At 67.1% G+C, this 25,401-nt stretch carries 21 protein-coding genes and 4 pseudogenes; 10 read left to right on the top strand and 15 right to left on the bottom strand.

The window, feature by feature from the left end; genetic code table 11:
* Window positions 1-64: 64 nt before the first annotated feature.
* Window positions 65-1,108 (bottom strand): hypothetical protein, encoded by a 1,044-nt coding sequence (locus OUO20_RS18895; RefSeq protein ID WP_268002417.1) that lies wholly within the window; start codon window positions 1,106-1,108, stop codon window positions 65-67.
* Window positions 1,109-1,246: 138 nt separating this feature from the next.
* Window positions 1,247-2,527, bottom strand: a complete 1,281-nt coding sequence (serS, locus tag OUO20_RS18890) for a serine--tRNA ligase (protein WP_026265933.1) — start codon at window positions 2,525-2,527, stop codon at window positions 1,247-1,249.
* 88 nt (window positions 2,528-2,615) lie between these two features.
* Between serS and OUO20_RS18885 the strand changes: the two are divergent.
* Window positions 2,616-3,697, top strand: a pseudogene (locus OUO20_RS18885) (diacylglycerol/lipid kinase family protein).
* A 67-nt stretch (window positions 3,698-3,764) separates the two neighbouring features.
* Here OUO20_RS18885 and OUO20_RS18880 read toward each other — a convergent pair.
* From OUO20_RS18880 to OUO20_RS18870, 3 genes are all read right to left on the bottom strand, one after another.
* Complete coding sequence (locus OUO20_RS18880) at window positions 3,765-3,968, bottom strand: hypothetical protein (RefSeq protein WP_018770274.1); 204 nt, start codon at window positions 3,966-3,968, stop codon at window positions 3,765-3,767.
* A 94-nt stretch (window positions 3,969-4,062) separates the two neighbouring features.
* Entirely contained in the window at window positions 4,063-5,043 is a 981-nt protein-coding gene (gene pheA / locus OUO20_RS18875; RefSeq protein ID WP_018770275.1) for a prephenate dehydratase, read from the bottom strand.
* A complete protein-coding gene (locus tag OUO20_RS18870) occupies window positions 5,043-5,369 on the bottom strand; it encodes a rhodanese-like domain-containing protein (RefSeq protein WP_056388424.1) in 327 nt (108 codons plus the stop codon). The genes pheA and OUO20_RS18870 overlap by 1 nt, the downstream gene beginning before the upstream one ends.
* Window positions 5,370-5,578: 209 nt before the next feature.
* Between OUO20_RS18870 and OUO20_RS18865 the strand changes: the two genes are divergently transcribed.
* The 4 genes from OUO20_RS18865 (at window position 5,579) to OUO20_RS18850 (ending at window position 9,061) form a co-directional block, all read left to right on the top strand.
* The gene (locus OUO20_RS18865; RefSeq protein ID WP_134165319.1) at window positions 5,579-6,988 is read left to right on the top strand and encodes an amidase; all 1,410 of its coding nucleotides are present in this window, start codon (window positions 5,579-5,581) and stop codon (window positions 6,986-6,988) included.
* 503 nt (window positions 6,989-7,491) lie between these two features.
* On the top strand, window positions 7,492-7,695 hold the full coding sequence (locus OUO20_RS18860) for a hypothetical protein (RefSeq protein WP_018770279.1): 204 nt from the start codon (window positions 7,492-7,494) through the stop codon (window positions 7,693-7,695).
* 256 nt (window positions 7,696-7,951) lie between these two features.
* Window positions 7,952-8,416 carry a LapA family protein gene (locus OUO20_RS18855; protein ID WP_134165320.1) on the top strand — a complete coding sequence of 155 codons (465 nt, stop codon included), beginning with the start codon at window positions 7,952-7,954 and terminating at the stop codon, window positions 8,414-8,416.
* Window positions 8,417-8,479: 63 nt separating this feature from the next.
* Window positions 8,480-9,061: a dihydrofolate reductase family protein gene (locus OUO20_RS18850; RefSeq protein WP_134165321.1), complete on the top strand. Its 582-nt coding sequence runs from the start codon at window positions 8,480-8,482 to the stop codon at window positions 9,059-9,061.
* 63 nt (window positions 9,062-9,124) lie between these two features.
* On the opposite strand, the pseudogene OUO20_RS18845 reads toward OUO20_RS18850, so the two are convergent.
* From OUO20_RS18845 to OUO20_RS18835, 3 genes and pseudogenes are all read right to left on the bottom strand, one after another.
* Window positions 9,125-10,637 (bottom strand): annotated as a pseudogene (locus tag OUO20_RS18845) (carboxyl transferase domain-containing protein).
* Window position 10,638: 1 nt separating this feature from the next.
* On the bottom strand, window positions 10,639-11,847 hold the full coding sequence (locus tag OUO20_RS18840; RefSeq protein ID WP_268002416.1) for a CaiB/BaiF CoA transferase family protein: 1,209 nt from the start codon (window positions 11,845-11,847) through the stop codon (window positions 10,639-10,641).
* Window positions 11,848-11,906: 59 nt separating this feature from the next.
* Window positions 11,907-13,274, bottom strand: a complete 1,368-nt coding sequence (locus tag OUO20_RS18835; protein ID WP_018770284.1) for an SLC13 family permease — start codon at window positions 13,272-13,274, stop codon at window positions 11,907-11,909.
* A gap of 136 nt (window positions 13,275-13,410) precedes the next feature.
* On the opposite strand from OUO20_RS18835, the gene OUO20_RS18830 reads away from it, so the two are divergent.
* Window positions 13,411-14,109 carry a FadR/GntR family transcriptional regulator gene (locus tag OUO20_RS18830; RefSeq protein ID WP_144601001.1) on the top strand — a complete coding sequence of 233 codons (699 nt, stop codon included), beginning with the start codon at window positions 13,411-13,413 and terminating at the stop codon, window positions 14,107-14,109.
* Between the two features lie 122 nt (window positions 14,110-14,231).
* Entirely contained in the window at window positions 14,232-15,677 is a 1,446-nt protein-coding gene (locus OUO20_RS18825; protein WP_223993365.1) for a purine-cytosine permease family protein, read from the top strand.
* An 83-nt stretch (window positions 15,678-15,760) separates the two neighbouring features.
* Here OUO20_RS18825 and OUO20_RS18820 read toward each other — a convergent pair whose 3' ends face one another.
* Both OUO20_RS18820 and OUO20_RS18815 read right to left on the bottom strand, forming a co-directional pair.
* A complete protein-coding gene (locus OUO20_RS18820; RefSeq protein WP_056388438.1) occupies window positions 15,761-16,222 on the bottom strand; it encodes a DUF4190 domain-containing protein in 462 nt (153 codons plus the stop codon).
* 35 nt (window positions 16,223-16,257) lie between these two features.
* A complete protein-coding gene (locus OUO20_RS18815) occupies window positions 16,258-16,830 on the bottom strand; it encodes a LysE/ArgO family amino acid transporter (RefSeq protein ID WP_268002415.1) in 573 nt (190 codons plus the stop codon).
* A 95-nt stretch (window positions 16,831-16,925) separates the two neighbouring features.
* On the opposite strand from OUO20_RS18815, the gene OUO20_RS18810 reads away from it, so the two are divergent.
* Window positions 16,926-17,852, top strand: coding sequence for a LysR family transcriptional regulator ArgP (locus OUO20_RS18810; protein WP_268002414.1), 927 nt, complete (start codon window positions 16,926-16,928; stop codon window positions 17,850-17,852).
* Between the two features lie 551 nt (window positions 17,853-18,403).
* Here OUO20_RS18810 and OUO20_RS18805 read toward each other — a convergent pair.
* A pseudogene (locus OUO20_RS18805) lies at window positions 18,404-18,766 on the bottom strand (nuclease-related domain-containing protein); the annotation flags it as partial.
* 240 nt (window positions 18,767-19,006) lie between these two features.
* Between OUO20_RS18805 and pgm the strand changes: the two are divergent.
* Window positions 19,007-20,670: pseudogene (gene pgm / locus OUO20_RS18800) on the top strand (phosphoglucomutase (alpha-D-glucose-1,6-bisphosphate-dependent)).
* Here pgm and OUO20_RS18795 read toward each other — a convergent pair.
* The gene (locus OUO20_RS18795) at window positions 20,667-21,182 is read right to left on the bottom strand and encodes a 2'-5' RNA ligase family protein (RefSeq protein WP_223995344.1); all 516 of its coding nucleotides are present in this window, start codon (window positions 21,180-21,182) and stop codon (window positions 20,667-20,669) included. The pseudogene pgm and the gene OUO20_RS18795 overlap by 4 nt on opposite strands.
* Window positions 21,183-21,315: 133 nt before the next feature.
* Complete coding sequence (locus OUO20_RS18790; protein WP_223993360.1) at window positions 21,316-21,921, bottom strand: malonic semialdehyde reductase; 606 nt, start codon at window positions 21,919-21,921, stop codon at window positions 21,316-21,318.
* A gap of 199 nt (window positions 21,922-22,120) precedes the next feature.
* Between OUO20_RS18790 and OUO20_RS18785 the strand changes: the two genes are divergently transcribed.
* Window positions 22,121-23,473, top strand: a complete 1,353-nt coding sequence (locus OUO20_RS18785; RefSeq protein ID WP_056388450.1) for a uracil-xanthine permease family protein — start codon at window positions 22,121-22,123, stop codon at window positions 23,471-23,473.
* Here the strand turns inward: OUO20_RS18785 and OUO20_RS18780 are convergent.
* Together OUO20_RS18780 and OUO20_RS18775 are read right to left on the bottom strand one after the other, a co-directional pair.
* Window positions 23,470-24,393: an SGNH/GDSL hydrolase family protein gene (locus OUO20_RS18780; RefSeq protein ID WP_268002413.1), complete on the bottom strand. Its 924-nt coding sequence runs from the start codon at window positions 24,391-24,393 to the stop codon at window positions 23,470-23,472. The two genes, OUO20_RS18785 and OUO20_RS18780, sit on opposite strands and share 4 nt — an antisense overlap.
* A complete protein-coding gene (locus OUO20_RS18775; protein ID WP_018770296.1) occupies window positions 24,390-25,274 on the bottom strand; it encodes a GAF domain-containing protein in 885 nt (294 codons plus the stop codon). The genes OUO20_RS18780 and OUO20_RS18775 overlap by 4 nt, the downstream gene beginning before the upstream one ends.
* Window positions 25,275-25,401 lie beyond the last annotated feature (127 nt).

Here is a 25,401-nt window from a genome sequence, read left to right as displayed (position 1 = left end):
TCCCCGTCTTCCCTGGACCAACAGTCCTCACCTCGTTCGCACATCCGTGCCTTCACGGTTCTGATTAGCGAACCAGCTTCTGATTCGCGGGCGAGGACGTGCCGCAGCCCGGGCGGAGTCCGGCTGCCAGGAGCTTGCACCGCAGCCGGCTGGGGTCCGTGAGGTCAGCCCATCGCCAGCGAACAAAGCCGTGGCCCAGCGCCCGGATCCGGTCCTCGCGGAGCTTCTCCCGATATACGGCCTCGTCAGCTGTGATCCCGTCACGCAGGGCGGCCTGGACATACTTCCCCTTGCCGTCGAACTCACCCACCACCCCCTGGGAAGGCCACCAGAAATCGCTCCTGCCGATGAAGCCGTTGCCGTCCTTAAAGACGTGTTGAAGTTCGGGCTGTTCGAAACCAAGGAACTCAAAGATGGCCCGGCTGTACGACTCCCCAACGGACTCCGGCTGGGGGCTCGCCAGGGCAGCGACCCGCTCCGCGCGGCGCCGGGCAGCCGCAGACGGAAGAGCCGCTATGCCGGCGGCAATGCCCGGCACGGACAGAAGGCTGGCACCACGATCCACAACGCCGTCGGCCAGGAGTCTGCGGGCGGCCCCGTCTGCGAGTACGAGTGCCTGGCTCAGGTTCGTGGAGGAAATGACATCAACGGTGGTCTCCATGAGTCCTGTGCAGAGGAACTCCCCATGGCGGACAGGTTCCAGCACGCTCTTGAGCCGGTACCTAAGCGGATAGGAACGCGTGCGGCGCACGTCTTGGGCCGTTCCGTCCCCGCCCAGGACCAACAGCGGCGATTTCCAGATGCCGCTTCGGCCGGGCAAGGCAGTCGCCAACTCCACGCACGGTGGCGTTCCCAGCGTCGGCAGACCGCTCGCCACCGCTGCCGTTTGCCCGCACAAAACGGCACCTTTGACCGATCTGGCGAGTGACGTCGTCGTCCATGCGAAGCGCTGGGACGGCAGCGCGTTGAGCCAGTCCTCGGTGGAGACGTAGAAGCCGCGCCGAATCCGCACCAGTTGCCCTGCCTTGAAGGCGCGGTGCACGCCGTCGGTGCCGGCGCCCGTGCGGAGAATGGCGGCAGTATCAATCAGTCCGGGCGGCATATCCATTCAAACAGGATGTTGGACCATGGAAGCGCGGTCACCGGTCCGCTGCCTGTATGTGGACAAGCGTCCGTCAGGCCTAAGCATGTTCGCGGATCAGAACCATGAAGGTCCTGATCCGCGAACAAGCTTATGAAAGCTCCCTTAGAGAACCGGCAGGACCTCGAGGCCGCCCAGGTACTTCTGCAGCGCCTTGGGCACGTTGACGGAGCCGTCCGGGTTCTGGTGGTGCTCCAGCAGCGCCACGATCCAGCGCGTGGTGGCCAGGGTGCCGTTCAGGGTGGCCACTGCCCGGGTGCCCTTGGCGACACCCTCGGAGTTCACCACGCGCTCACGGATATTCAGGCGGCGCGCCTGGAAGGTGGTGCAGTTGGAGGTGGAGGTCAGCTCGCGGTAGGCGCCCTGCGTGGGAACCCAGGCTTCGCAGTCGTACTTGCGTGCGGCGGAGGTGCCGAGGTCACCGGCAGCGGTGTCAATCACGCGGTACGGCAGCTCGCACTTGGCCAGCATTTCCTCTTCCCATGCCAGGAGGCGCTGGTGCTCGGCGGCGGCCTCTTCAACAGTGGTGTAGATGAACATCTCCACCTTGTTGAACTGGTGGACGCGGATAATGCCGCGGGTGTCCTTGCCGTGCGAGCCGGCCTCGCGGCGGTAGCAGGAGCTCTGGCCGGCGTAGCGGATGGGGCCCTTGGAGAAGTCCAGGATCTCGTCTGCGTGGTACCCGGCCAGGGCAACCTCGGAGGTGCCCACCAGGTAAAGGTCGTCTTCGGCGAGTCGGTAGATCTCGGCGTCGTGCTTCACATCGAAGCCGGTCCCCTGCATGGTCTCGGGACGCACCAGCGTGGGGGTGATCATCGGGACGAACCCTGCCTCGATGGCCTGGTCCATGGCCATCTGCAGCAGGGCCATCTCCAGCCGGGCACCCACACCGCGCAGGAAGTAGAACCGGGCACCGGAGACCTTGGCACCGCGTTCCATATCTATGGCACCGATCAGCTCGCCAATCTCCAAGTGGTCGCGCGGCTCGAAGTCCGGGAATTCACGGGGGGTGCCGACGGTCTTGACCACCACGTAGTCGTCCTCGCCGCCCTCGGGCACGCCGTCCTCAATAAGGTTGGGGATGGTGCGCAGGAGTTCTTCCTGCTTGGTCTGCGCGGCATCGGCCTCGGCAGACGCAGCCTTAACCGAGTTGGCGAGCTCCTTGACCTCTGCCAGCAACGCCTGCTTCTCTTCACCCTTGGCCTGCGCCACCTTCTTGCCGAACACGTTCTGCTCGGCGCGGAGGTTTTCAAAGCGGATCAGGGCAGCGCGGCGGGCGGAATCCGCGGAGATGATCGCGTCCACCACTGATTCGTCCGCGCCACGGGCACGCTGGCTGGCACGGTATTTCTCCGGGTTTTCGCTGAGGTCTTTTACGTCGATCACCACACAAGGGTATCCAATACCGCGCACGACGGCGGGCGGCAGGGTGCGTGCCCCCACGCGCCGCCCGCACGGCTACTGTTGAAGCACCATGAGCGACTGGATTCTCTACCTGCTGATTGCGGTGGCGCTTGCCTTCGCCACGTCCAGCTGGTGGGGGTGCGCCGCCTCAAAGCACTGCATATGCGCAGCACCGTGGCGGGGGAAGTTTACGACTCCGGGCTGGCGCAGCAGCGGGTGGCCGTGGTCCTGAATCCAATCAAGGCGCGGGCCGGGGAAGCGAGGGAAATCATCCAGCGCGCCTGCCTGGCAGCCGGGTGGGAGGAGCCTGTCTTCTTCGAGACGACCGCGGAGGACCCCGGCTTTTCCCAGATGCAGGCCGTCCTGGCCGGCAAGCCGGACGTCGTCCTTGCGGGCGGCGGCGACGGTACCGTCCGGGTGGTGGCCGAGGCCCTGGCGCACACGGACATTGCCATGGGTTTGATTCCACTGGGTACCGGCAACCTGCTGGCGCGGAACGTGGACCTGGATGTTAACGACCTTCACGGCAACGTCCAGACAGCACTGTTCGGCCGCCAGCGCTACATCGACACCGCACGGATGGCCATCGAGAACTCCCGGACCGGCCACTACTCCGAGCACATCTTCCTGGTGATCGCCGGGATAGGCATGGATGCCGAGGTCCTGGCCGACACCAATGACGGGTTGAAGAAGGCGGTGGGCTGGCTCGCGTACACGGAGGCGGGCGTACGCCACCTGCCGGGCCGGCGAAAGAAGGTTTCCATTGCGCTGGACGGAAACCCGGAGCAGGTAAGGAATATCCGCAGTGTGCTTTTCGCCAATTGCGGCCTTGTCCCCGGCGGCATCGACCTGATCCCGCAGGCCATGATCGACGACGGCATGCTCGACGTTGTGGTGATGAGCCCCCGCAGCGCGCTGGGGTGGCTGCTGATGTACGTGAAAATCATGTTCAAGCACAGCGGCAAGCTGCCCATCATGACCGTTTACCGGTCAGGCAGGGTGGTGATCAAGTGCCCCGAACCCATGCCCACACAGCTCGACGGCGACACCTCGGGTGAAGCCACGCAGCTCACCGTCCAGGTTCTGCCGCGGTCACTCCTGGTCCGGGTCAAGCGGGACGTCCATGGCAGCAGTGCCACGGCGGTGCGTTAGCAAAGGTGCGTTGACAAAAGAGCGCTGACAGCGCTGTTACGTGACAAAAGCAAGAGTGCTGCGCGGCTCAGGCGCTGGCCTGCTTCTTTGCATCGGCGGCCGCCTTGGCGGCAGCGTGGGCTTCAGACTGCTCGCGGATCATGGCCTGCTCTTCCTCGAAGCGCAGGCGGTCGGCGCGGTCAGCGTCATCCCCGTCCCAGTCCTGGTTGTCAGCGGCCGGCTTGGGGTTGACGATCATCCCCTGGCCGTCGTTCTCAGTGCTGCTGGTCATGACCCTCTCCCTTCGTCAGGGGCCATACCCCGTGTGGATCAAGCAAGCATACGCATTGTCCGCAGCCCGCGGAAGTAGTTCCCAAGCCATTTGCCTACGCTCTGGGCGAAGCTGCGGAACCGGTTTCACCTGCGAAGGATTCTGCATCGAGTATGGATTCAACCCATGATTGGGCCGCAGAGAACGCCGCGTCGGAGACATAGGCCGGGACCGGCGTCTGCTGCTTGTCTGCCCGGGCGTACGAGCCAAGGAAACGCGTCCCCGGGCTGATGCGGTGCAGCCCCGCCAGCGCGTCGGCCACCCTCGCCTCGCCTGCGTGGCCGTCGGCATCAATGCTGAAGAAATAGTGTCCCAGGTACTGCCCCGTGGGCCGGGACTCGATCCGGCTGAGGTTGACGCCGCGGCTGGCGAACTGGTCCAGGATCTCCATCAGGGCTCCGGGACGGTCCTCCGGAAGCGGCACCACAACCGTGGTTTTGTCCGCACCGGTCCGCGCCGGCAGGGCCCCTGGCAGGCTCACCAGGATGAAGCGGGTGACCGCACCCGGGTTGTCACCGATATCCTCCGCCAGCACGGACAGTCCGGCATGTTCGCTGGCCACCAGCGGCGCGCAGATGGCCGCGTCGTAGTGGCAGTCCGCCGCCAGCAACCCCACGGCCGCGGCGGCGGTCGAGGAGCCGGGAACGTATTCCGCATCGGGTATGTTCTTGTCCATCCACAGCCTGCACTGGGCCCAGGCGTGGCCGTGCGTGGAAACGCGCCGGACATCTTCCAACCGCGCACCGGGACGGGTTACCAGGACAAAGCTGATGGGAATCAGGACCTCGCGGATGATCCGCAGTTCCTGGCCGGTGGCGATGGCGTCCAGCGTGGCAGTGACACCGCCCTCCACCGAGTTCTCGATGGGGACCATGGCGGCGTCGGCCGCACCTTCACGGACCTTCCCAAGGGCGGAGTTGACGTTCGACGCCGGGATCCTCACCGCCTCAAGGGCATCGGGTACCTGGAGGAGGGCAGCCTCGGTGAAGGTGCCTTCCGGACCCAGGAACGTGTAGGTGCGGGAAGTACCGGCCACTAAAGCACCAACGGCTTGAGTCCGTTGTCCGAAACCAAAGGTTTGCCGGCCTCCAGCCACTGGTCCATCCCGCCCGAGACGTTGATGGCGGAATATCCCTGCCCCGTGAGCCATTGGGCAACGCGGAAGGAGCGGCCGCCCGTACGGCAGATGACATAGAGGTCCTCGTCCGGATCGAGCTCACCCAGCCGGGCCGGGATCTGGTCCATGGGGATGTGGAGTGCGCCGTCAGCGTGGCCGGCGACCCATTCGTAGTCCTCCCGGACGTCCAGGATCACCGCGTCAGCGGGAATGTCATGCACGGGGACGGTATCGAAGTCACTCATCGGAGTCCTGTCTTGGCGGATCAGATTCAGGTTTAAGCCTAGCTCTTCCGCCCCCTTCCACCGTGAACAGGTATGCAAAGAGCCCCGGGTTAGGCTGGTGAAGCCCAAGGAGGTTTTCATGTCCCAACAGCCCGCCGCCCTCCCCGCACCCCCGGCTCCGGCCGCCCGCACGGAACGGCCTGCCGGTGCGCAAACGGAGTCCCGGTTCCGTGACTGAACTCCATGAGCTTTCGGCACTGGCCCTGCGGGACCTCCTGCGGAGTGGAGCAGTGTCCGCCGCGGAGGCCGCCGCCCATTTCCTGGCCCGGACCGGCCAGCGGAACGCCCTTCTCGGCGCCTTCATCACCGTGACCGCGGAACAGGCCATGGACCAGGCCAAGGCGGCCGATGCCCTGCATGCCCGCGCCGACGCCGATGACCTGCCTGTGCTGCACGGCATGCCCCTTGCCTTCAAGGACCTGACGGACGTGGCCGGGGTGGTGACCACGCACGGCAGTGCCGCCCTTGACCACAAACCCGCCCCCGCCGACGCTCCGCTGGTGTCCCTCTTCAAGGATGCCGGCGTGGTTTCGCTGGGCAAGACACAGGTACCTGAATTCGGACTGACGGCCTACAGCGAAAACCGCATCGCACCGCCGTCGCGCAATCCCCATGCACCCAGCAGGAGTTCGGGAGGTTCGTCCGGCGGCAGTGCAGCGGCCGTGGCAGCGGGGCTGCTGCCTTTCGCTCCGGGGACCGACGGCGGCGGGTCAGTCCGCATCCCCGCGGCAGCATGCGGCCTGGTGGGCCTGAAGCCGGGCCGGGGGCTGGTGGCAGCCGGGGAAAGTGCCGGCGATCCCGCGCGGCTGGTGGTGCCCGGTCCCCTTGCCCACAGCACGGAGGACGCGGCGCTGATGATGGACGTCATGGTCCCGGGAAACCACTACCTCCGGGCAGTGCAACAAGACGAGCCGCCGCGGCTGCGGATCGGCGTCACCCTGGACAGCCCGTGGTCCGGCACGTTTCCCTTCACGCCCGAACAGGAAGCCCTGGACGCGCTCCGTGCCGGTGAGGCCCTCCTGGAACACGCCGGCCACAGCCTGGGTGATGCATCCGTCCGCTACGACAACCGTTACCCGGATGCCTTCACGACGGCGTGGACCGCCGGGGTGGGCGCAGCCAGGATCAGTCCGACGCGTGAAGCTCTGCTGGCCCCCTTGACGCGGACCTTCCGCCGTCGGGCACAGCAGCGCAGCCCCGCCAAGCTCGCGGAGGCACTGGCATTCCTGAGGCAGTTCCAGCATGACACGGTGGCGCAGTACGGGCAGTGGGACCTGATGCTGATGCCGGCCCTGGCGCAGACGCCGCGGCCGGTGGGATGGTTCACCGGCACGGCGCATGGCGGGGAGCGCTGGCCGTCGGCGCAGTGGCCCGGGGACGCCGACGGCGACTACCGGAAGCAGTGCGAATACGCCCCGTGGTCCTCCATGGTGAATGTGTGCGGCCTGCCGGCCATCACCGTTCCCGTGCACTGGACCGGGGGTAGCGCCGGCAGTGGACTTCCCATGGGAATCCAACTTGTTGGCCCCATGGGCTCCGAAGCCCTCCTCCTGCAGGTGGCCCACCAGCTGGGCTACTAGGGAAACTTCGGGAAGCTTCGCCGGAGGGCAGATGTTGACCTGCTCCTAACACCGGCTTAATCCGCTGGTAACCCTGGCGGCGCACACTTGAAGGAGCACCTTTCAGCACCCTCCATTCGCCCTCCGCCCGATGAGGAGTTGCCCCACCATGAACGTTGAACACCCTGCCCCAGGCACCGAAGCCACCATGACGGCAGACGACGGACGTCCAGACATGAGCAACTCGAACGTCAGGGAAGACCTGGCGATGACCGGCCGGTGCGCGCTGGTCCACCTGCCCACGGGACGGACCTGCCTCCTCCCCTCCGGCATCAGGGGCCCTGCGAGTTCCACCGCCCGCAGGAGGCACAGGACGTGGTTGACGGCGCCTGACAATCGCGGACATTACTCCTGCCGCAGCGGAGGCCTCTGGTGCATTCGTTGCCCCTGGACTGCGTTGGCATATCGACTCCCCCGCCAATCAGGAGGACGATTAAAGGGCAGTCACCATGAGGAGGTCTGTGATGTGCTACGCATCGAACAAGGACTTCGGGTGGGGCGCCAGGAAAGAAACCAAGCGCCGGCCTGAAGCCGAAACGGAAGCCCCTGCGGAAACTCCGGAGGAGCCGGTCAAGGCACCGGACTTCACGTTCTGGGCCTTCCCCAACTGGCGCAGGATGCCTGCGCCCCGCACCCCCTCCGCCGAACGGAGCAAGGAGAGGGTCTGACCCGGGCGGTGAGACCCGGGCCGGGCTGACCGGACCGGACCGAAAATGGTCCGGCCAGACTGCCGGAAGGAGGGGTTCTCACGTGAGGGCCCCTCCTGGCCGACAGCTCCCCCGCACCCTTTTCCTGCGCAGGTCATTGCGCCGGTCATGACGCAATTCCTAACGCAGGACGCGGTACCGGTCGTTGTGCCGCGTCAACCGGGGCGTCTATGGTTAGACAATAAGCATGCTTAGCATTTTGGGAAAGGGGACGGACATGAGCGCAGGACAGTACACGCCAGGGCCGGAAGGCCGGCAGGAACCGGATGCCACCACGCCGTCGAACGCAGCGCAGCCATCGGGAGACCGGGCCGCAACCTACGGCGGCGCGCCGTCCTACGCACCGGACGCAGGGGGAACAGTCGGAACAACGGGGACACCGGCCACCGGGACAGCGGCGACGGGCCGTGGAGTCCCTGAACGCAAGGTCACCCGCGCCGGAGTCATCTGGGCAGGTGTCGTGGCATCCTTGGTGCTCCTGATCCTGCTGATCGTCTTCATCCTGCAGAACCAGGACCAGGCCCTGGTCCGGTTCCTTGGTTTTGAGGGGTCCGTCCCGCTGGGGATGGCACTGTTCATCGCTGCCGTATCAGGCGGCGTCTTGGTGGCCGTGGCAGGCGGAGCGCGCATCCTGCAGCTGCGCAGGAACGCCCACCGGACCAGACTCCAGTCCAGGAGGTAGTCCCTTGGCAGCGGGTGCCGCCCGCCGCCGCGGGCGCTTCCCGCCACGGAAAGGCTGACCGCAGTGGGCAAGGTCGTGGTGATGAACCATGTGACGCTCGATGGCGTCATGCAGGGACCGGGGCGCCCGGACGAAGATCCCCGGGGAGGATTCACCGGCGGCGGCTGGGCCGTTCCGCGTGCCGACCAGGCGACAGTCCAGAAGATGGGCGGGCGCATGGGCGCCGGCCACGCCTTCCTCTTTGGACGGCGCACCTACGTGCAGCTCCTGTCGTCATGGAACGCCCAGGGCGGTCCATTCAAGGACGCCCTGAACAACACGCCCAAGTACGTCGCTTCCGGTGACCCCGCCTTGAAGCTTGAGTGGCCAAACTCAACGCTCCTTCGCGGGGACGTTCCGGCGGCTGTGAAGGAGCTCCGGGAAACCTTCCCCGGGAACCTCGTGATCATGGGCAGCGGAGTGCTGATCCGCAGCCTTATGGCGGCAGATCAAATCGACGAGTACCTGCTCATGATCCATCCCCTGGTGCTGGGCAACGGTCACCAGCTTTTCACCGGGGCAACAAAAACGCCGCTGCGGCTCCTCGAAGCCGAACACACCGCCACGGGCGTCATTATGGCCCTCTACGTGCCGGACCAGCCGTAGGAAGCGCCGGAACCGATACTCCGGCGCCTCCCGGGCCTGCCCCCCACGGCCAAGTGGCAACCGTCAGCTGCCGCCGAGGGATGCGAACTTCCGCGCCCGGGCAGCCACGAGTTCCGGCACGGGAACGCCGGCCACCGAGCCCAGCTCAAACTCAATCGCCCGGGCCATCCGGGTGCAGAATTCGCGCGGCTCCAGAGAAGCATCGTCCCGCTCATCCACAATGTGGTCCACCAGGCCGTTCGCGTACAGCGCGGCCACGTTCACTCCCTGCGCCTGGGCCATGGCCGGGGCGAACGCGGTGGTCCGGTGCACGATGGCGCTGGCACCTTCCGGAGGAAGCGGTGAAAGCCAGCTGTGCTGGGCCGCGATGGTCCTGTCCGCGGGCAGCAGTGCCAGCGCACCTCCCCCGGCGCCCTGGCCAAGCAGCACGGACACCGACGGCGATTCCAGACCGATCAGTTCGTGCAGCGAGCGCGCAATTTCGCCGGCAAGTCCGCCCTCCTCCGCCTCCTGCGACAAAGCAGCGCCGGCGGTGTCGATCACGGTGAGCAGCGGCAGCCGCAGTTCCTCCGCCAGCTTCATGCCGCGGCGCGCCTCCCGCAAGGAACCCGGTCCCATCCCGGCGGCGTCCTTCCGAAGCGGGCGGGCGTGGCCCAGGACGATGCAGGACTGGGTGCCAAAACGCGCCAGTGCCAGCAGCAACCCGGGGTCCTTCTCCCCTGTCCGGTTCCGTTCAGGGGAGAGCGTCGGTGGCGCCGACCCTCAGCAGCTGGCGCAGGTCCGGCCGCCGGGGAAGCCGGGAGATCCCGATGGACGTCCAGGCGTCAACTGTTGAAGGCCGGACGTTGAGGGTCTCGGGAGGGGCAGGGCGCGCAGCCACCGGGCCCCCGGGAGAGAGGATGTCCAGTGCCCGGCCCACCAGGTCTGCAAGATCGCCGGGTTCCACCACGCCGTCGATCAGTCCCTTGTGGAAGAGGTTCTCCGCCACCTGCACGTTCTCCGGGAACGCCTCGCCGTACAGCGCCTCGTACACCCGGGGACCCAGGAAGCCCAGCAGGGACCCAGGTTCCGCCACATTGATGTGGCCCAAGGAACCCCACGATGCCATGACGCCACCGGTGGTGGGGTGCCGCAGGTAGACCAGGTACGGCAGCCCGGCCTGGCGGTGCGCCCGGACGGCGCCGGTGATTTTCACCATGGACAGGAACGCGAGCGTCCCTTCCTGCATCCGGGTTCCCCCGGACGCAGGCCCGGCCAGCAGCGGCAGCCCCTCCGCGGTGGCGCGTTCGACGGCGGCAACGATCCGTTGCGCCGCCGCGTGGCCGATGGAGCCGGCCAGGAAGGAGAATTCGCTGACGATCAGCGCAACGCGGCGGCCGCGGATGAGGCCGGCGCCGGTGACCACCGATTCATCGGCGCCGCTGCGTTCGCGCGCTTTTACCAGGTCGCGGGCGTACTCGTTAGAGACGTCCGGCTGTTCCGGTTCGGTGTCCCAGGAGACGAACGAGCCCTGGTCCACCACGGCGTCCAGCAGTTCGGTTGCGTTCAGGTGCCGCACCTTTTCCCTCGCCGGCATGCTATTTGGCCCCCGCCGTTGCAGAAGCCAGGCCCAGCCACTCGCGGATTGCCGGCCCGTCCTCGTCCAGCAGCGGCGGTGCATCGTGCTGGGTGGGGGTGGTTTCGGCCGCATCCCCGGGAGCGAAGAACCGCAGCGGCGGGCCGGGCAGGCTCACTTTTCCGAGCAGCGGGTGGTCCACATCCACCACCAGCCCCTGGGATGCCACCTGCTCCCAGGCGTACACCTCGTCCAGCGAGCGGACCTTCCCTGCCGGGATCCCGGCGTCGTTCAGTTTCGCCAGCAGTTCCGTCGCACCGTAGCCGGCAAAGGCGCGTTCGACGGCGGCAATCACCCCCGCACGGTTCCGCACCCTTTCGGCATTGCTGGCAAAGCCGGGGGCACCCGGCTCCAGGCCAAAGGCCGCAGCAAAGGACGCCCACAGCTTCTCGCTGCCGACGCTGATCTGTACGCTGCCGTCCTTGCAGTTGAACAGGCCGTAGGGGGCGATGGACGGGTGGTGGTTGCCCTGGGCCTGGGGAACTTCGCCTGCAACGGTGGTCCTGGTGCCCTGGAAGGCATGGACGCCGATCAGCGATGCCAGCAGCGACGTGCGTACCACCTTGCCCTGGCCGGTCCGGGTCCGCTCCACCAGCGCCGCGAGCACGCCGAAGGCGCCGTTCATCCCGGAAAGCAGGTCGGCAATTGGAACGCCGACGCGCTGGGGGTCGTCCGGCCCTGACCCGGTGAGGGACATGAGTCCGGCCTCGCCCTGCAGGATCTGGTCGTAGCCGCTGCGCTGGGACTCGGGCCCGTCGTGGCCAAAGCCTGTGATGGACAGGATCACCAGCCGCGGGTTGAGCTCGTGCATCGCCGCGGTGGAGAAGCCCAGCCGGTCCATGACCCCGGGCCGGAAATTCTCGATCACCACGTCCGCACGCTCCAGCAGGCCGCGGAGCACCGCCTGCCCGTCGCCGCTCTTCAGGTCCAGGCTGATGGACTCCTTGTTGCGGTTGCAGGACATGAAGTAGGTGGACTGGAGGTCGTCTTCGGGGCCGACGAAGGGCGGCCCCCAGCCGCGGGTGTCGTCACCGGTTCCGGGGTTCTCCACCTTGATGACGCGGGCGCCGAGGTCCGCCAGCATCATGCCTGCGTGGGGCCCGGCCAGTGCGCGGCTGAGGTCGACGACGGTGTGCCCGGCCAGGGGGCCTTGGCGGTTCTCGGTGCTCATGGTTTGGGTTTCCTTTCTGGAACGGGTGGCGGACGGCCGCCGGTGTGGGGCAGCGGCGGCTAGAGCCAGCCGGGCACCACCAGCGCCAGCCATGCCAGGACGGGGCCGGCCACGATCACGATGCCGCTGTAGCCGAGGATCCGCTTGTAGAACTGGTCCTTGTCCACGCCTTCCGGGGCATTGGCCAGAACCAGCGCGCCGTTGGTGGAGAACGGTGAGACGTCCACGATGGTGGCGGACACTGCGAGGGCGCAGATGACGCCGACGGCGCCGATCTCGCCGGTGGAGAGGAACGGAACCGCGAGCGGGATGAGCGCTGCAAGGATGGCGGTGGAGGAGGCAAAGGCGGATACCACGGCACCGATGAAGCAGATGATGAGGGCGGCCAGGAGCGGCATTCCCATTCCGGCAACGCCGCTGGAAACGAACTTGATGGTTCCAGCTTCCTCCAGCACTCCGACGAACGTCAGCATGCCGCAGATCAGCAGCACGGTGGACCAGCTGATCTTGTTGATGGCCCCCTTCTGGGCTGCGGGTGACACCAGGGCCAGCACAATGGCGATGGTGATGGAGACGAAGCCGACGTCCATCTTGAAGCCAAGGGCCACGACGGCCAGCACGATCAGGCCTGCAATGGTGACCAGCTGCGGAATCCGCTCTTTGCGCTCCTTGGTGGCCGCGACGCCGTCGCCTGCGGGGTCCCTGGGACCGTACATGCCGGAGCCGAAGCCCTTGAAGGGGACGTCGGCGCCGGCTTTGGCGCCGACGCTGACGGCCATCCGTGCCTCAGCTGCCTGCTCCACGAACTGTCCCACCTTGGAGGACATGAGGTTCCTGCCGCCGAGGACCACGAAGAGCACCAGTGCGATGACCAGGTTGAAGATGAAGCTGGACAGGAACAGCGCGGTGGGGCTGAAGGCAAGGTCCGTCTTGGCCAGGATGCCGTTGACGGTGACACCGTAGACGGCGATGGGCGAGAAGCCGCCCGCCTGCGCGCCGTGGATCACCATCATGCCCATGAGCAGCGGGCTGATCTTGTACTTGCCGGCGAAGCTCAGGGCGATGGGGGCAATGATGGCGACGGCGGCGGGAGACAGGGCGCCCACGGCGGTGATGACGGCGGTGATGGCGAACATGACCCACGGGATGAGGGCAACGCGGCTGCCCACCAGGCGGACTGCGCCGCGGACCAGCAGGTCGATGGTTCCGTTGTTCTGCGCTATGGCGAACAGGTAGGTGACGCCGACGATGGTGAGGAAGAGGCCGCCGGGAAAGTTGGCCAGGATCTCGTTGGTGGACATGCCCAGCACCAGGGCGCCGAGCAGGAACGCGCCGACGAAGGCGAGCGCGCCCATGTTGAGGGGCAGGACGGTGGCGAGCAGGAACATCGCCGCGAGGATGATGATCGATAAGACAGGAGCGGACATCGTTGGTCCTCCGTTGGGGGAAAGAAAGAATGTGACGTGAGTTACTGGCTCACTGGACTAGCCTCTTAGACAGTGAGTCTATCTGTCAATAGACGAAGGAGGTATTCTGGTCCCTACGACCCCGAGGGAGGGCTTTGTGGAGAAGACAGCACGGCTGGGCCTGGAACGCGTCACCCGGCCCCGGCTGTACGAGCAGCTGGTGGAGCAGATCCTCGCCTACATCGAGTCCGCCCAGCTCCGGCCGGGCGATCTCCTGCCGGCGGAGCGCGACCTTGCCGAACGGCTTGGGGTTTCCCGCGCCACGCTGGCGCAGGCGCTGGTGGCCCTGGAAGTGCTTGGCGTCATCGACGTGCAGCACGGCACCGGCGCAGTCCTGGCCCGGCGGCCCAGCGTAGCCTCGGTCATCAAGGGCCTGCGCGAGCACCAAAGCCGGCTGCCCGAAATCGTGGAGGCGCGCAGCACCCTGGAAGTGAAGCTTGCCGCCCTCGCCGCCGAACGCCGGACCGACCAGGACCTTGCCGCCATCGACGATGCCCTGGACGTCATGGCCAGGGAAATCAACGACGGCGACCGCGGCACCCACGGCGACGAACTGTTCCACCAGGCCATCACCGCGGCAGCACACTCGTCCGTCCTGGCACAGCTGATGGCCTTCATCGCCGAGATGATCCTGGAAACGCGGATGGAGTCGCTGGGGCAGCCCGGCCGGCCCGAACAGTCCCTGGCGTCGCATCGGAAAATCGCCGATGCCGTCCGGGCCCAGGATGCGGAGGCGGCCGCGGACGCCATGCTGGCGCACATCGAGCTTGTCTCGGACGTGGAGCTGCTCCGCTAGCCAGGCCGCGCGACACGCGGAGGCGTCTGGTTTCCCGGACAGCAGGACCCGGTTGCGGGTGTTGGCCGGCCGCCAAACCCGGTGTGATGGACCCTACGTTTCCATCACTGAGGAGTTAGGCCATGGCCGGAGGCAGTACCGCCGTTGAGGCACGATCGATCGACATGATCCCACCGGGCGAGCGGCACGGACACCCGCGCGGCCAGTTCACCCTGTGGTTTGGTGCCAATGCCCAGATCACCGCCATCGTGGACGGCGCCCTGGCCGTGGTGTTCGGCGCGGACGCCTTCTGGGCAATAGTGGGCCTGCTGGTGGGAAATGTGCTGGGCGGCGCGGTCATGGCCCTCCACTCAGCCCAGGGTCCCAAGCTGGGCTTGCCGCAGATGATCTCCAGCCGCGCCCAGTTCGGCGTCTACGGGGCCGTGATTCCGCTGGTGCTGGTCATCCTCATGTACGTCGGGTTCGCCTCAACAGGCACCGTCCTCTCGGGGCAGGCGATAAACCTCATGCTGGGAGTGGACGCGCCCGCCGTCGGAATCCTGGTCTTCGGTGCCGCAACGGCCCTGCTGGCCATCCTGGGGTACAAGTACATCCACGCGCTGGGCCGCATCGCCACCGTACTGGGCCTGGCAGGCTTCCTGTACCTGACCCTGGCGGTTGCCACCAAGTTCGACATCACCCAGGTGATGATGGTCAAGGGCTTTGAATGGCCCACGTTCCTCACCGCCGTTGCCCTGGGTGCCGGCTGGCAGCTCACCTTCGGCCCATACGTTGCCGACTACTCCCGCTACCTTCCCGCGGACACCTCGGAACGGAAGACCTTTTGGTACACCTTCGCCGGCTCGGTGGGCGGGGCGCAGTGGGCCATGACCCTGGGCGCCCTGGCCGGCGGACTCTCCGCCGCCAAGCTGGGCGGGGACTTCCTGAAGAACCAGGTGGGCTACATGGGCGATCTCGCCGGCGGCGGGCTGATCGCCATCTTCATCTACCTGATGATCGTCACCGGCAAGCTGACGGTTAACTGCCTGAATGCCTACGGCGCCTTCATGTGCGGCGTGACCATCAGCACCGCCGTCAACCGGAGGGATACCGTCTCCAAAGTCGTGCGAATTGCCTTCATCGTGGCGGTAATCGGCGCCAGCGTGCTCATCGCACTGTTCGCCAGCAAGGATTTCCTGAACCTGTTCAAGAACTTCGTCCTCCTGCTGCTCATGGTCTTCACGCCCTGGTCCGTGATCAACCTGGTGGACTACTACAAGGTCTCCCGGGACCGGCTGGACATCCCCGCCCTCTACAACCCGGACGGCCGCTACGGCCGCTGGAACGTGGCCGCCCTGGTTTCCTATGGAATCGGCGTCGTCATCCAGGTCCCGTTCCTGGCGCAGGCGCTGTACACGGGCCCCGTCACCAAGCTGCTGGGCGGCGCGGACATTTCCTGGCTGGTGGGAATCGTTGCCACCCTGGCCGTCTACTACCCCTGGGCCAAGGCCACCAACCGCGCGCCGGCGGAGACCATTTACCCCGGGTATCCGGTAGAGGTGCCCGCCACCGCAGCAGTCAAGGGGTAAGGCACGACGGCGGCAGAAGGCACGACGGCGGCACGGGCGCAGGTGCCCGGCCGCCGTCGCCGTGCTTTCCCAGCCGGCCAGGGCTAGAAGGTGCCCGTATTGGAACCGGCGGTGCCGGCGATCGCCAGGCCGATGATGAGCAGCAGCCAAAGGGCGCCGTAGCCCAGGAGGCACAGGTAGCCCAGCACCAGGCCGGTGATGGACATCCCCCTGCCGGAGGGTTCGCGCCGGAGGGCCAGGTGGCCGGTGATGATGGCGGCAAACTGCGGAAGCAACAGCCAACCCGTGATGACCGAGGCGATGCCGCAGACCATGCTTGCGATGCTCAGGGTCTTCGCTTCCACCGGCCGGCCATAGTAGGACGGCTGGCCGAAATACTGCGGCTGGCCGTACTGGCCCTGGTTGTAGGAGCCCGGGTTGTACTGGGGCTGGCCGTACTGTCCCTGCCCGTACTGTCCCCGTCCGTACTCGGCCGGCGGCCGGTAGCTGGGCCACGGCGAACCGTCACGCTGGTAGTCAGGCCCCTGGGATGGCTGGTTACTCATGGTTTCTCCCCTGCGGATCTCGGCTCCAGCCTACTTCAGTGCAGGACCAGGCGGATGGCCAGGGCCAGCATCAGCACACCGATGGCAGCATCAATCCAGCGCCACGTTCGCGGGCTGCCGAGCACTCCAGCCAGCGCGCGTGCCCCATACCCCAGGGCGGAGAACCACAGCACGCTTCCGGTGACTGCGCCTGCGGCAAAGACCCAGCGCAGATCGGCTCCCTGCTGGTTGGCGAGGCTGCCCAGCAGCACCACGGTGTCCAGGTAGACGTGCGGGTTCAGGAAGGTCAGGGCGGCCGTGGTGGCGATGACCGAGTTCTTCGACTTGGGCGCCTGCTCCGCCAGGGTGGAGGGTTTAACCGCCGCCATGAAGGACCGCGCGGCGAACCACAGCAGGTACGCGGCGCCGGCCCAGCGCAGGACTTCCAGCGCCTCGGGGAACCGGGTGACCAACGCCCCGATGCCGGCCGTGCCAGCGACGATGAGCAAGGCGTCGCCGGCCATGCAGACGGCCACTACCGCCCCGATGTGCTCGCGCCGGATGCCCTGGCGCAGCACGAAGGCGTTCTGGGCGCCGATCGCCACGATCAGCGCCATCCCGGTGAGCATTCCCGTTATTCCAGCAGTCCACATACCTACTGACGGTAGGATCCGCATGACATACAGGCAAATTAATGATTCTTGGTATTCATTAGGATGTCTTCATGAATTCTGAGCACCTGAAGGCCCTGGTGGCTGTCATCGACGAAGGAACGTTCGAGGCAGCGGCCGATCTGCTCCGGATCACGCCGTCCGCCGTGAGCCAGCGGATCAAGGCACTGGAAGCGTCGATAGGCCAGGTCCTGGTCCGCCGAAGGCTGCCCTGCACGGCCACCGACGCCGGCGCGCTGCTGCTGCGGATGGCCCGCCAGGTGCAGGTGCTGGAAGCGGAGACGGCGGCGGCACTGGGCGCAGGGTCGCCGGCCCGGGCCCAGCTGCCGGTGGCCGTCAACGCGGACTCACTGGCCACGTGGTTCGTCCCCGTCCTGCATCAGGCCGCCGCGTGGGAGGACTCAGCCCTCGATCTCCACGTTGAGGACCAGGGCTACAGCAGCCAGCTGCTCCGCGAGGGCGAGGTCATGGGAGCGGTGACGTCGGACCCTGTCCCGGTGAGCGGGTGCAGGGTGGAACTGCTGGGCTCCATGCGGTACGTTCCGGTGGCCACCCCCGGGCTGCGCCGGCGGTTTTCCGTGTCCGGCGGCGTGGATTGGGCGGCAATGCCGGTCCTGAAATTCAACAGGAAAGACAACCTGCAGGAGCAGCTGCTCACGGCCAGGAGCCTGCGGCAGCTTCCTCCAACGCACACCGTCCCTTCGTCCCAGGGATTCCTCGCGGCAGTCAAAGCCGGTTTGGGCTGGGGGATGATTCCGGAGCTCCAGCTCACGGACGAGCTGGAGTCCGGCGCCCTGGTGCGGCTCGAGGACGGCCCCCACCAGGACGTGGCCCTGTACTGGCAGGCCTGGACCCTGGACTCGGAACGGCTCAACCGGATGACCGGAGCAGTCCGCGCGGCCGCCAAAGACCGGCTGCTGCCAGGAGATGCGCCGGAGGCTAGCGGCCCAAGTAGGGCAGGATATAGACGGCAAAAATGACGAAGGCCGCCAGCAGGGCAAGCTTCCCTCCACTGGTGCCGCCATGCTGCTGCGCTTTGCCGTTCCTGCCGCGGCGCGCCGATCCCGCCGACGCCCCGGTCCGCGTTCCGGCCGGCGCTCCCGCCCTGTGCCCTGTGGGTTGTCCTGCCTTCGTTCCGCGCGGGGAGGGCCCGCCCTGCGGGGTGCCGGGATGCGCTTTGGCTGCGGCCCGTTTCGTCCGGGGAGCCGGGCTTCCCGCGGGGATTTGCTGCGGGGCCGGCCGGGGGCAATGCTCCCGCCGGGCGCACCACGGTTCCCGGCCGCACGCTGCGAAAAGCGGTGATGCCTGGTTCCTGTTCATGGGTGAGCTGCTGGCCCAGGTGCGCGTACAGGCCCACCACTGTTTGCTGGTCGAGCACGGCCGGCAGCGCTTCGATGGCTCCCACCACCCGATGGGAACCGGCCACGGCAACGTCGGATTCAGTCACCCCGAAAAGGTCGGGCTGCGCGGACATGCAGATGAGTGGACGCACCAGGCGGCGGTGCGGCGGAGTCAGCACCGAGGCCACGGCAGCACACTGGGCCAGGGCCCCTTCCACTGCCTGGGTCCGCGCAAAGCGGCCCTGCCACAGCACCCCGGAAGCCACCCGCACCTCACCGGTCCAGTTCTTCGAGTCGATCACCACCACGCCGCCGGGGCCCACCAGGACGTGGTCAAGGTTCGCTTTGGGCCGGCCGGGCCAGTGGACATCGTGGAGGACGTACCAGCCGCGCGGGACCAGTTCGCTGAGCTTGTCGGCCACCACCCGCTCCCCTGCGGCGCCGGCATCCCACGCCTTCGTGGAACGTTCGGCCTGGTCGAGTTGGCGCTTCAGCCTCGCAACGCGCTCGGCAGCCAGCCTGGACTGCTCCGCTGCCCCGTCTCCTGCCCCCATTGGACGTCCCCGTTTCCTAGCCGGACAGGACTCCGGCGGCGGCCCGCCGTCGTCCGTCCCTTTCCCTTGTTTCCTGGAATTTTTTGAAAGGTAGCAGGGCGTCAAAGGGCCGGTATATAGGTACTTTCCGGGCCGGGTACTCAGGTGGACTACTTGGTTTGACGAGCACATTGCGCGTCACAGGGTCCGGATTATGGGCGGGTCGTTTGGACTCCTGCCAGGTTCTGGCATGCTGGAGCCATGGCTAGCCGCGCGGGTACAGTTGCCCAACCCCAGGACCTTGTTGACATCACTGCGCTTCTTGACGCGTATTACGACGTTGCGCCGGACCTGGGTGATCCCGGCCAGCGCGTCGTCTTTGGCACCTCCGGGCACCGGGGCTCCAGCCTCAAGGCCTCGTTCAATGAACAGCACATCGTTGCCATCACGCAGGCAATCGTGGAATACCGGGCTGCGCAGGGCGTCACCGGCCCGCTGTTCCTGGCCAAGGACACCCACGCACTGAGCGAGCCCGCGCAGAACTCCGCGCTGGAGGTGCTCGCCGCGAACGGCGTCCAGGTCCTCGTCGACGCCAGGCACGGCTACACCCCCACCCCGGCGCTGAGCCACGCCATCCTGACCTACAACCGGAAAGCCGCACCGGGCGCCCCGCAGGCCGACGGCATCGTGGTGACCCCCAGCCACAACCCGCCCGGCGACGGCGGCTTCAAGTACAACCCCCGCACGGCGGCCCGGCGGACTCGGATGCCACCGGCTGGATCGCCAACCGCGCCAACGAGCTGCTGGAGAACGGGCTGCGCGGCGTGAAGCGGATCCCGCTGGCGGACGCCCAGGCCGCAGACACCACCGGCAAGTTCGACTTCCTGAGCAGCTACGTGGACGACCTTCCGTCCGTCCTGAACCTGGATGCCATCCGCAATGCCGGAGTCCGGATCGGTGCCGATCCCATGGGCGGCGCGTCCGTGGACTACTGGGGCGAGATCGGCGAGCGCCACCACCTGGACCTGACCGTGGTAAACCCCACGGTGGACCCGCAGTGGGCCTTCATGACCCTGGACTGGGACGAGAAGATCCGCATGGACTGCTCTTCGCCGTCGGCCATGGCGTCGCTGATCCAGCGGATGTCCGACGCCGCCGCCTCCGGCCAGCCCGCATTCGACGTGGCCACGGGCAACGACGCCGACGCCGACCGCCATGGCATCGTCACCCCGGACGGCGGGCTGATGAACCCCAACCACTACCTGGCCGTCGCTATCGACTACCTCTACCGCAACCGCAGCGGCTGGAACCCCGCCTCGGTGATCGGCAAGACGCTGGTGTCCTCCTCCATCATCGACCGCGTGGCCGAGAGCCTGGGCCGCAAGCTCGTTGAGGTGCCTGTTGGCTTCAAGTGGTTCGTTCCCGGCCTGCTCTCGGGTGAAGGGGCGTTCGGTGGCGAGGAATCCGCCGGTGCCTCCTTCAACAAGCTGGACGGCAGCGTCTGGACCACGGACAAGGACGGCATCCTGCTGGCACTGCTGGCCTCGGAGATCACCGCGGTCACCGGCAGCTCCCCGTCCCAGCTGTACAAGGGGCTGACGGACCAGTTCGGCGCCCCCGTCTACGCCCGGATCGACGCCGCCGCCACCCGCGAGCAGAAGGCTGCACTCGGCAAGCTGTCGCCGTCGGACGTTACCGCCACGGAACTGGCGGGCGAGACGATCACCGCCAAGCTCACCGAGGCGCCAGGGAACGGCGCACCCATCGGCGGTCTGAAGGTGGTCACCGAAAACGCCTGGTTCGCTGCCCGCCCGTCCGGCACGGAGGACGTGTACAAGATCTACGCCGAGTCCTTCAAGGGCGAGGAACACCTGAAGCAGGTGCAGGCGGAGGCCAAGGCGCTGGTGGACAGCGTCATCGCCTAGTACTGCGAAGGTTCCTGGCTCCACAACCGGAGGATGCGCCTGATGGCGTGGTCGCCGCCGGGCGCCATGTCCACCAAAGCCACGCGGTCAAGCACGACGGCGTCGCCCCGGTGGAGGCGCTTGGCGTCCGGGCCTGGGGTGGCCTGGTGGGAGACGTGCGGCCGGTAGCCGGACAACGTGTGGCGCGGCGTGAGGATCCTGCCGCCCGCGTCCACCACCACCTGCACCAGCCGCTCATGCAGCTCCTGCAGGGCGGGGTGCGGCTCCACCAGGTTGACGGGGACGGACCCGTTGCGGCCAAAGGCGGCGTCCTCCCCCACGGTCAGCTCCGCGCCAAGCGCTGCGTTGGCCGGCCCATCTGCAAGCGCGGCGATGCTTTGGGCGGCGTCGGCACCGTCCGTGGCGGCGGCGTCGAACCTCACCAGGGTGACGTGCAGCGGCCACTCCGTCCGCAGAAAAACCTGGCCGTCCGCCACCGGTTCCACGAAGGCCACAAAAATGAGGTTCCGCATCGGCATACGCCCAGTCTCCCACCGGCCCACCTCCACGCCTCTAAACGCCCCATCACATCCCGCCCAAAAACCCAAACGCCCCATCACCAGGTGATGGGGCGTTTGGAGAAAAGACGCAGGAAGTGATGGGGCGTCAGACGGTGCGGACAGCCTCGTCGTAGGAGAATTTGGGCTTTGCCTCGCCCCAGGCGTCCTCGCCCGGCTGGCCGATGTTGACCACCAGGAAGCTCTTCTGGTCGCCGGCCGGGAAGAAGGCGGCGTCGATGGCGTTGAAGTCAGCGCCGGTCATGGGGCCGGCGGCGAAACCGAGCGAACGGACGGCCAGGATGAAGTAGCCGGCCTGCAGGTGGGCATTGTTGTTGCCCGTGGCTGCGGCGAGCTGCGGGTCGGCGTCGTACATGGCCTTGGGGGCGTTGTAGCCGGGGAGGAAGTCGTCCCACTTGCCGGCCCAGTCGGTGTCGTAGCTGAGGATGGCCACCAGCGGGGCGGAAGCCGTCTTGGCCTGGTTGCCGCGGGACAGGGCATCCACCAGGGTGGCGCGGGCCTCGGGCGAGCGGACATAGGTGACGCGCAGCGGCTGGGAGTTGAACGCGGTGGGGCCGAACTTGGTGAGCTCGTAGATGGCCTGGGCCTGCTCCTCGGTCACCTCGCCGGTGAAGGAGTTGGCGGTGCGGGCCTGGGCGAAGATGGCGTCCACGGCTGCCGAATCGATAACCGCTTCTTCGTGGGCAATGGTCATTGGCTTACCTTTCGCTGCGCCGCCCGCCTGCCGGGGTGGCCTCTGATGCTTTCCATAGTTGCAACTTCAACTGCTTTCCTCCTCTTCCCGTGACGCCGGGTGACCTTGGCCACAGCGGGCCCGCACAAACACTTGGCGGTATTCTGGAGCGAGTTGATCTTCGCCCCCTCGCGGCACCCCCTGAAAGGCTTTCCTTCCCATGAGCATGCTCGGAATCAAATGGAAGCTGCACGGCACCGGCAAAACCATCAAGCCCGGCCAGGTGGTGGCCCCGGATGAGCGGCTGGCGTGGCCCCTGACCATCGGCGTGGGCATGCAGCACGTGGTGGCCATGTTCGGCGCCACCTTCCTGGTTCCCATCATCACCGGGATGCCGCCCGCCACCACGCTGTTCTTTTCGGGGATCGGCACGCTGCTGTTCCTGGTGGTCACCAAGGGCCGGGTGCCCAGCTACCTGGGTTCAAGCTTTGCCTTCATTGCACCCATCACCGCCTCGCAGGCGCAGTTCGGCATCCCCGGCGCCCTGGGCGGCGTGGTGCTTGCCGGCGTCACCCTGGCCCTGGTGGGGGCCGTGGTGCAGAAGTTCGGCGCCGGCTGGATCAACCGGTTGATGCCGCCCATCGTCACGGGTGCCATCGTGGCACTGATCGGCCTGAACCTTGCCCCCGCCGCCAAGCAGAACTTCGACGCCGCCCCGATTACGGCCCTCATCACACTGGTTACCATCATCCTGGTCAGCGTCCTGTTCCGCGGAATCCTGGGCCGGCTCAGCATCCTGGTTGGCGTTGTGGTGGGCTACCTGGTGGCCATGCTCCGCGGCGAGGTGAAGTACGACAAGATGGACGCCGCAGCCTGGGTTGGGCTGCCGCATTTCCAGACCCCCGAGTTCCACATCGGCGTCCTGGGCCTGTTCGTCCCGGTGGTCCTGGTGCTGGTGGCAGAGAACATCGGCCACGTGAAGTCCGTTGCCGCCATGACAGGACAGAACCTCGACGGCGTCTCCGGACGCGCGCTGATGGCAGATGGTGCTGCCACCGTGCTGGCCGGCCTGGGCGGCGGATCGGGCACCACCACGTACGCGGAGAACATCGGCGTCATGGCGGCCACCAAGGTGTATTCGACGGCGGCCTACTGGGTAGCGGGCATGTTCGCCATCCTGCTCAGCTTCTCGCCGAAGTTCGGCGAACTGATCGCCACCGTCCCGGCAGGCGTGCTGGGCGGCGCCGCCACGATGCTGTACGGCATGATCGGCATCCTGGGCGTGAAGATCTGGGTCCAGAACAAGGTGAACTTCTCCAACCCGGTCAACCTGACCACTGCCGCAGTGGCCCTGATCATCGGCATCGCGGACTACACCTGGACCATTGGCGACCTGAAGTTCACCGGCATCGCCCTGGGTTCTGCTGCCGCCCTGGTGATCTACCACGGCATGAAGGCCGTCGCGAAGGCGCGCGGAACGGTGGCCGAACCCGAAACCGAGCAGGGCGTACTGCCTCCGGCAGCGAAGGCCGCGATGAAGGCCGCGGCCAAGCGCTCCCCCAGGAAGCGCTAAGCCACCCTGCCGGTTTCCACCCCGGGGTCCACTCCAGGCTGTCCGTCATAACCCGGTCCGGAGGTCCTGGCCGCGGGATGTCCGGGCGGGAAGGGACCGGGACGGCCAAGGCCGAACACCGGGACCGGCTGCGGCCGCTTGGCCGCCAACCCGCTGACCTGGTGGGGCCGCATCCGCTTCAGCACCCACGGCACAAAGTACTGCCTGGCCCAGACCAGGTCTTCGGCCCGGGCCTGCGTCCAGCCGTGCGCGGGAAGCGGCCGCGGCTGCAGCGGCCTGAGCGTATGCGGTACGCCCAGGGCGTTGAGGGTGGCCACCGCTACGGAATGGTGGCCCAGCGGGGACAGGTGCAGCCGGTCCGGGTCCCACATCAGAGCATGCTGCAGCTCCGGCAGGCACCAAAGGTCAACCATGATGGCGTGGTGCCGGGCACCGATCCTGTGGAGGTGTTCGTTGTAGACCGCCACGCGGCCGCGGATCTTGCCGAAGACCGGCGTGTTCCCCCAATCGGGACCTGCATACAGCAGGATGGTGGCGCCCGTGTCAGCCAGGATACCCACGGCCTCGTCGATCTTTTCCGCCAGCTTGTCCGGGTCGCCGTGGCGGAACACGATGTCGTTGCCACCGCCGGACATGGCAATCAGGTCGGGCTTCAACGCCAGGGCCGGTGCCAGCTGCCCGTCGAGGATTTGCCGCAGCAGCATGCCGCGGATGGCCAGGTTGGCATAGGCGAAGTCCGGCTGGCTGTCCGCCAGTTCCTCCGCCACGCGGTCAGCCCAGCCCCGGAGGCCGCCCAGGCTGTGCGGCTCGGGATCGCCGATCCCTTCGGTGTAAGAGTCCCCCAGGGCGACGAACCGGTGCCAGGGGTGCCTGCCCGGTCCTTCCGTGATGGAGCGCAGTTCCTGTTTCCCGATAGTCATGCCGTCCTCCCTTCCGCAGCAGGCGGGGGTTCCGTCCCCGCCGCAGCGTCCTTGCGGGCCGACCTTCCGGTTGGAAAGTCCCGCCCCGCCGGCGACGGCCGCGGGAGCTCCGCCACGCCGTCGTACGTTTCCTGCCGCAGCCCCGACGGCTGCCCAACCCCGAGGTCCATCCCTGCGGGGGCCACAACGTTCAATGCCACGTCCCGGAGATCCAGCTCGTGGTGCAGCGCCTGCGTCTGCAGGAACCGCAGCGCACCCTCCCGGGTGAGTCCGTATTCGTTCATCAGGCTGCGCACGGCGAGGTCCACCAGGACCAGGGAGCTTTGGACGACGGCGAGACCCGCCGTCGTTTCCGCGCGTTCGGCCACCCGGACCACAACATGCATGGCCCGCGCCACCTCACGGGCATAGCTTTGGCTGCGCACCAGGTCATCGCTGGTGAAGGCGTGCGGGAAAGGCGCGTAAAGATTGATGGCGGCACTGGTCCCGCCTTCGGTGAGGATGGGGACGGAGAGCAGGGACTGCACCCCATGGGCCGCGGCAGCGCTGGAATACCCCGGCCAGCGGCGGTCCCGGCTCAGGTCCGACACCAGGACGAATTCTGCGGTGCGCATGGCTTCCATGACCGGTCCGTCAGCGAACGAGCATTGCTCCCGGTCCGCTTCGCGTGCCTGCTCCGTACTGGCTGCGATGGTCCGCGCCGTGCCCAGGCGGAAGAGGGTGGCCGCCCAGCTGATGCTGCGGCGCTCACCTTTGATACCCGCCATGAAGTCGCGGGTGACGTCCCGGAGGTAGTCTTCAACGTCCTTGCTGTCGAAAACCGGCTCCGGGGTAACTGGAAGCGGTCCCCAGCCAACCTGCCCCGTGGGTTCAGCGGCCATGCTCCAGCCCTGCTATCAGCGCACCGGGCCCACTGCAAAACCTTGCTCTAAGAATACGACCGCTGGCCGCCATAGTGGGCAAAGTTGGCGAAACAAGGGGGTTTCGTCTGGTTGGGGACGGACGGCA

This window comes from Arthrobacter sp. FX8 (genome assembly GCF_026723805.1).
Taxonomy (GTDB): domain Bacteria; phylum Actinomycetota; class Actinomycetes; order Actinomycetales; family Micrococcaceae; genus Arthrobacter.
The sequence above is the reverse complement of the archived record's forward strand: the minus strand, read 5'-3'. Positions and strand labels throughout refer to the sequence as shown.

Excerpts from the sequence above, each read along its gene's own strand:
- OUO20_RS18895 (WP_268002417.1), bottom strand. The coding sequence starts at position 1,108 with ATGGATATGCCGCCCGGACTGATTGATACTGCCGCCATTCTCCGCACG.
- OUO20_RS18880 (WP_018770274.1), bottom strand. The coding sequence starts at position 3,968 with ATGACCAGCAGCACTGAGAACGACGGCCAGGGGATGATCGTCAACCCC.
- OUO20_RS18870 (WP_056388424.1), bottom strand. The coding sequence starts at position 5,369 with ATGAGTGACTTCGATACCGTCCCCGTGCATGACATTCCCGCTGACGCG.
- OUO20_RS18860 (WP_018770279.1), top strand. The coding sequence starts at position 7,492 with ATGTGCTACGCATCGAACAAGGACTTCGGGTGGGGCGCCAGGAAAGAA.
- OUO20_RS18855 (WP_134165320.1), top strand. The coding sequence starts at position 7,952 with ATGAGCGCAGGACAGTACACGCCAGGGCCGGAAGGCCGGCAGGAACCG.
- OUO20_RS18840 (WP_268002416.1), bottom strand. The coding sequence starts at position 11,847 with ATGAGCACCGAGAACCGCCAAGGCCCCCTGGCCGGGCACACCGTCGTC.
- OUO20_RS18835 (WP_018770284.1), bottom strand. The coding sequence starts at position 13,274 with ATGTCCGCTCCTGTCTTATCGATCATCATCCTCGCGGCGATGTTCCTG.
- OUO20_RS18825 (WP_223993365.1), top strand. The coding sequence starts at position 14,232 with ATGGCCGGAGGCAGTACCGCCGTTGAGGCACGATCGATCGACATGATC.
- OUO20_RS18820 (WP_056388438.1), bottom strand. The coding sequence starts at position 16,222 with ATGAGTAACCAGCCATCCCAGGGGCCTGACTACCAGCGTGACGGTTCG.
- OUO20_RS18815 (WP_268002415.1), bottom strand. The coding sequence starts at position 16,830 with ATGCTCACCGGGATGGCGCTGATCGTGGCGATCGGCGCCCAGAACGCC.
- OUO20_RS18810 (WP_268002414.1), top strand. The coding sequence starts at position 16,926 with ATGAATTCTGAGCACCTGAAGGCCCTGGTGGCTGTCATCGACGAAGGA.
- OUO20_RS18795 (WP_223995344.1), bottom strand. The coding sequence starts at position 21,182 with ATGCGGAACCTCATTTTTGTGGCCTTCGTGGAACCGGTGGCGGACGGC.
- OUO20_RS18790 (WP_223993360.1), bottom strand. The coding sequence starts at position 21,921 with ATGACCATTGCCCACGAAGAAGCGGTTATCGATTCGGCAGCCGTGGAC.
- OUO20_RS18785 (WP_056388450.1), top strand. The coding sequence starts at position 22,121 with ATGAGCATGCTCGGAATCAAATGGAAGCTGCACGGCACCGGCAAAACC.
- OUO20_RS18780 (WP_268002413.1), bottom strand. The coding sequence starts at position 24,393 with ATGACTATCGGGAAACAGGAACTGCGCTCCATCACGGAAGGACCGGGC.
- OUO20_RS18775 (WP_018770296.1), bottom strand. The coding sequence starts at position 25,274 with ATGGCCGCTGAACCCACGGGGCAGGTTGGCTGGGGACCGCTTCCAGTT.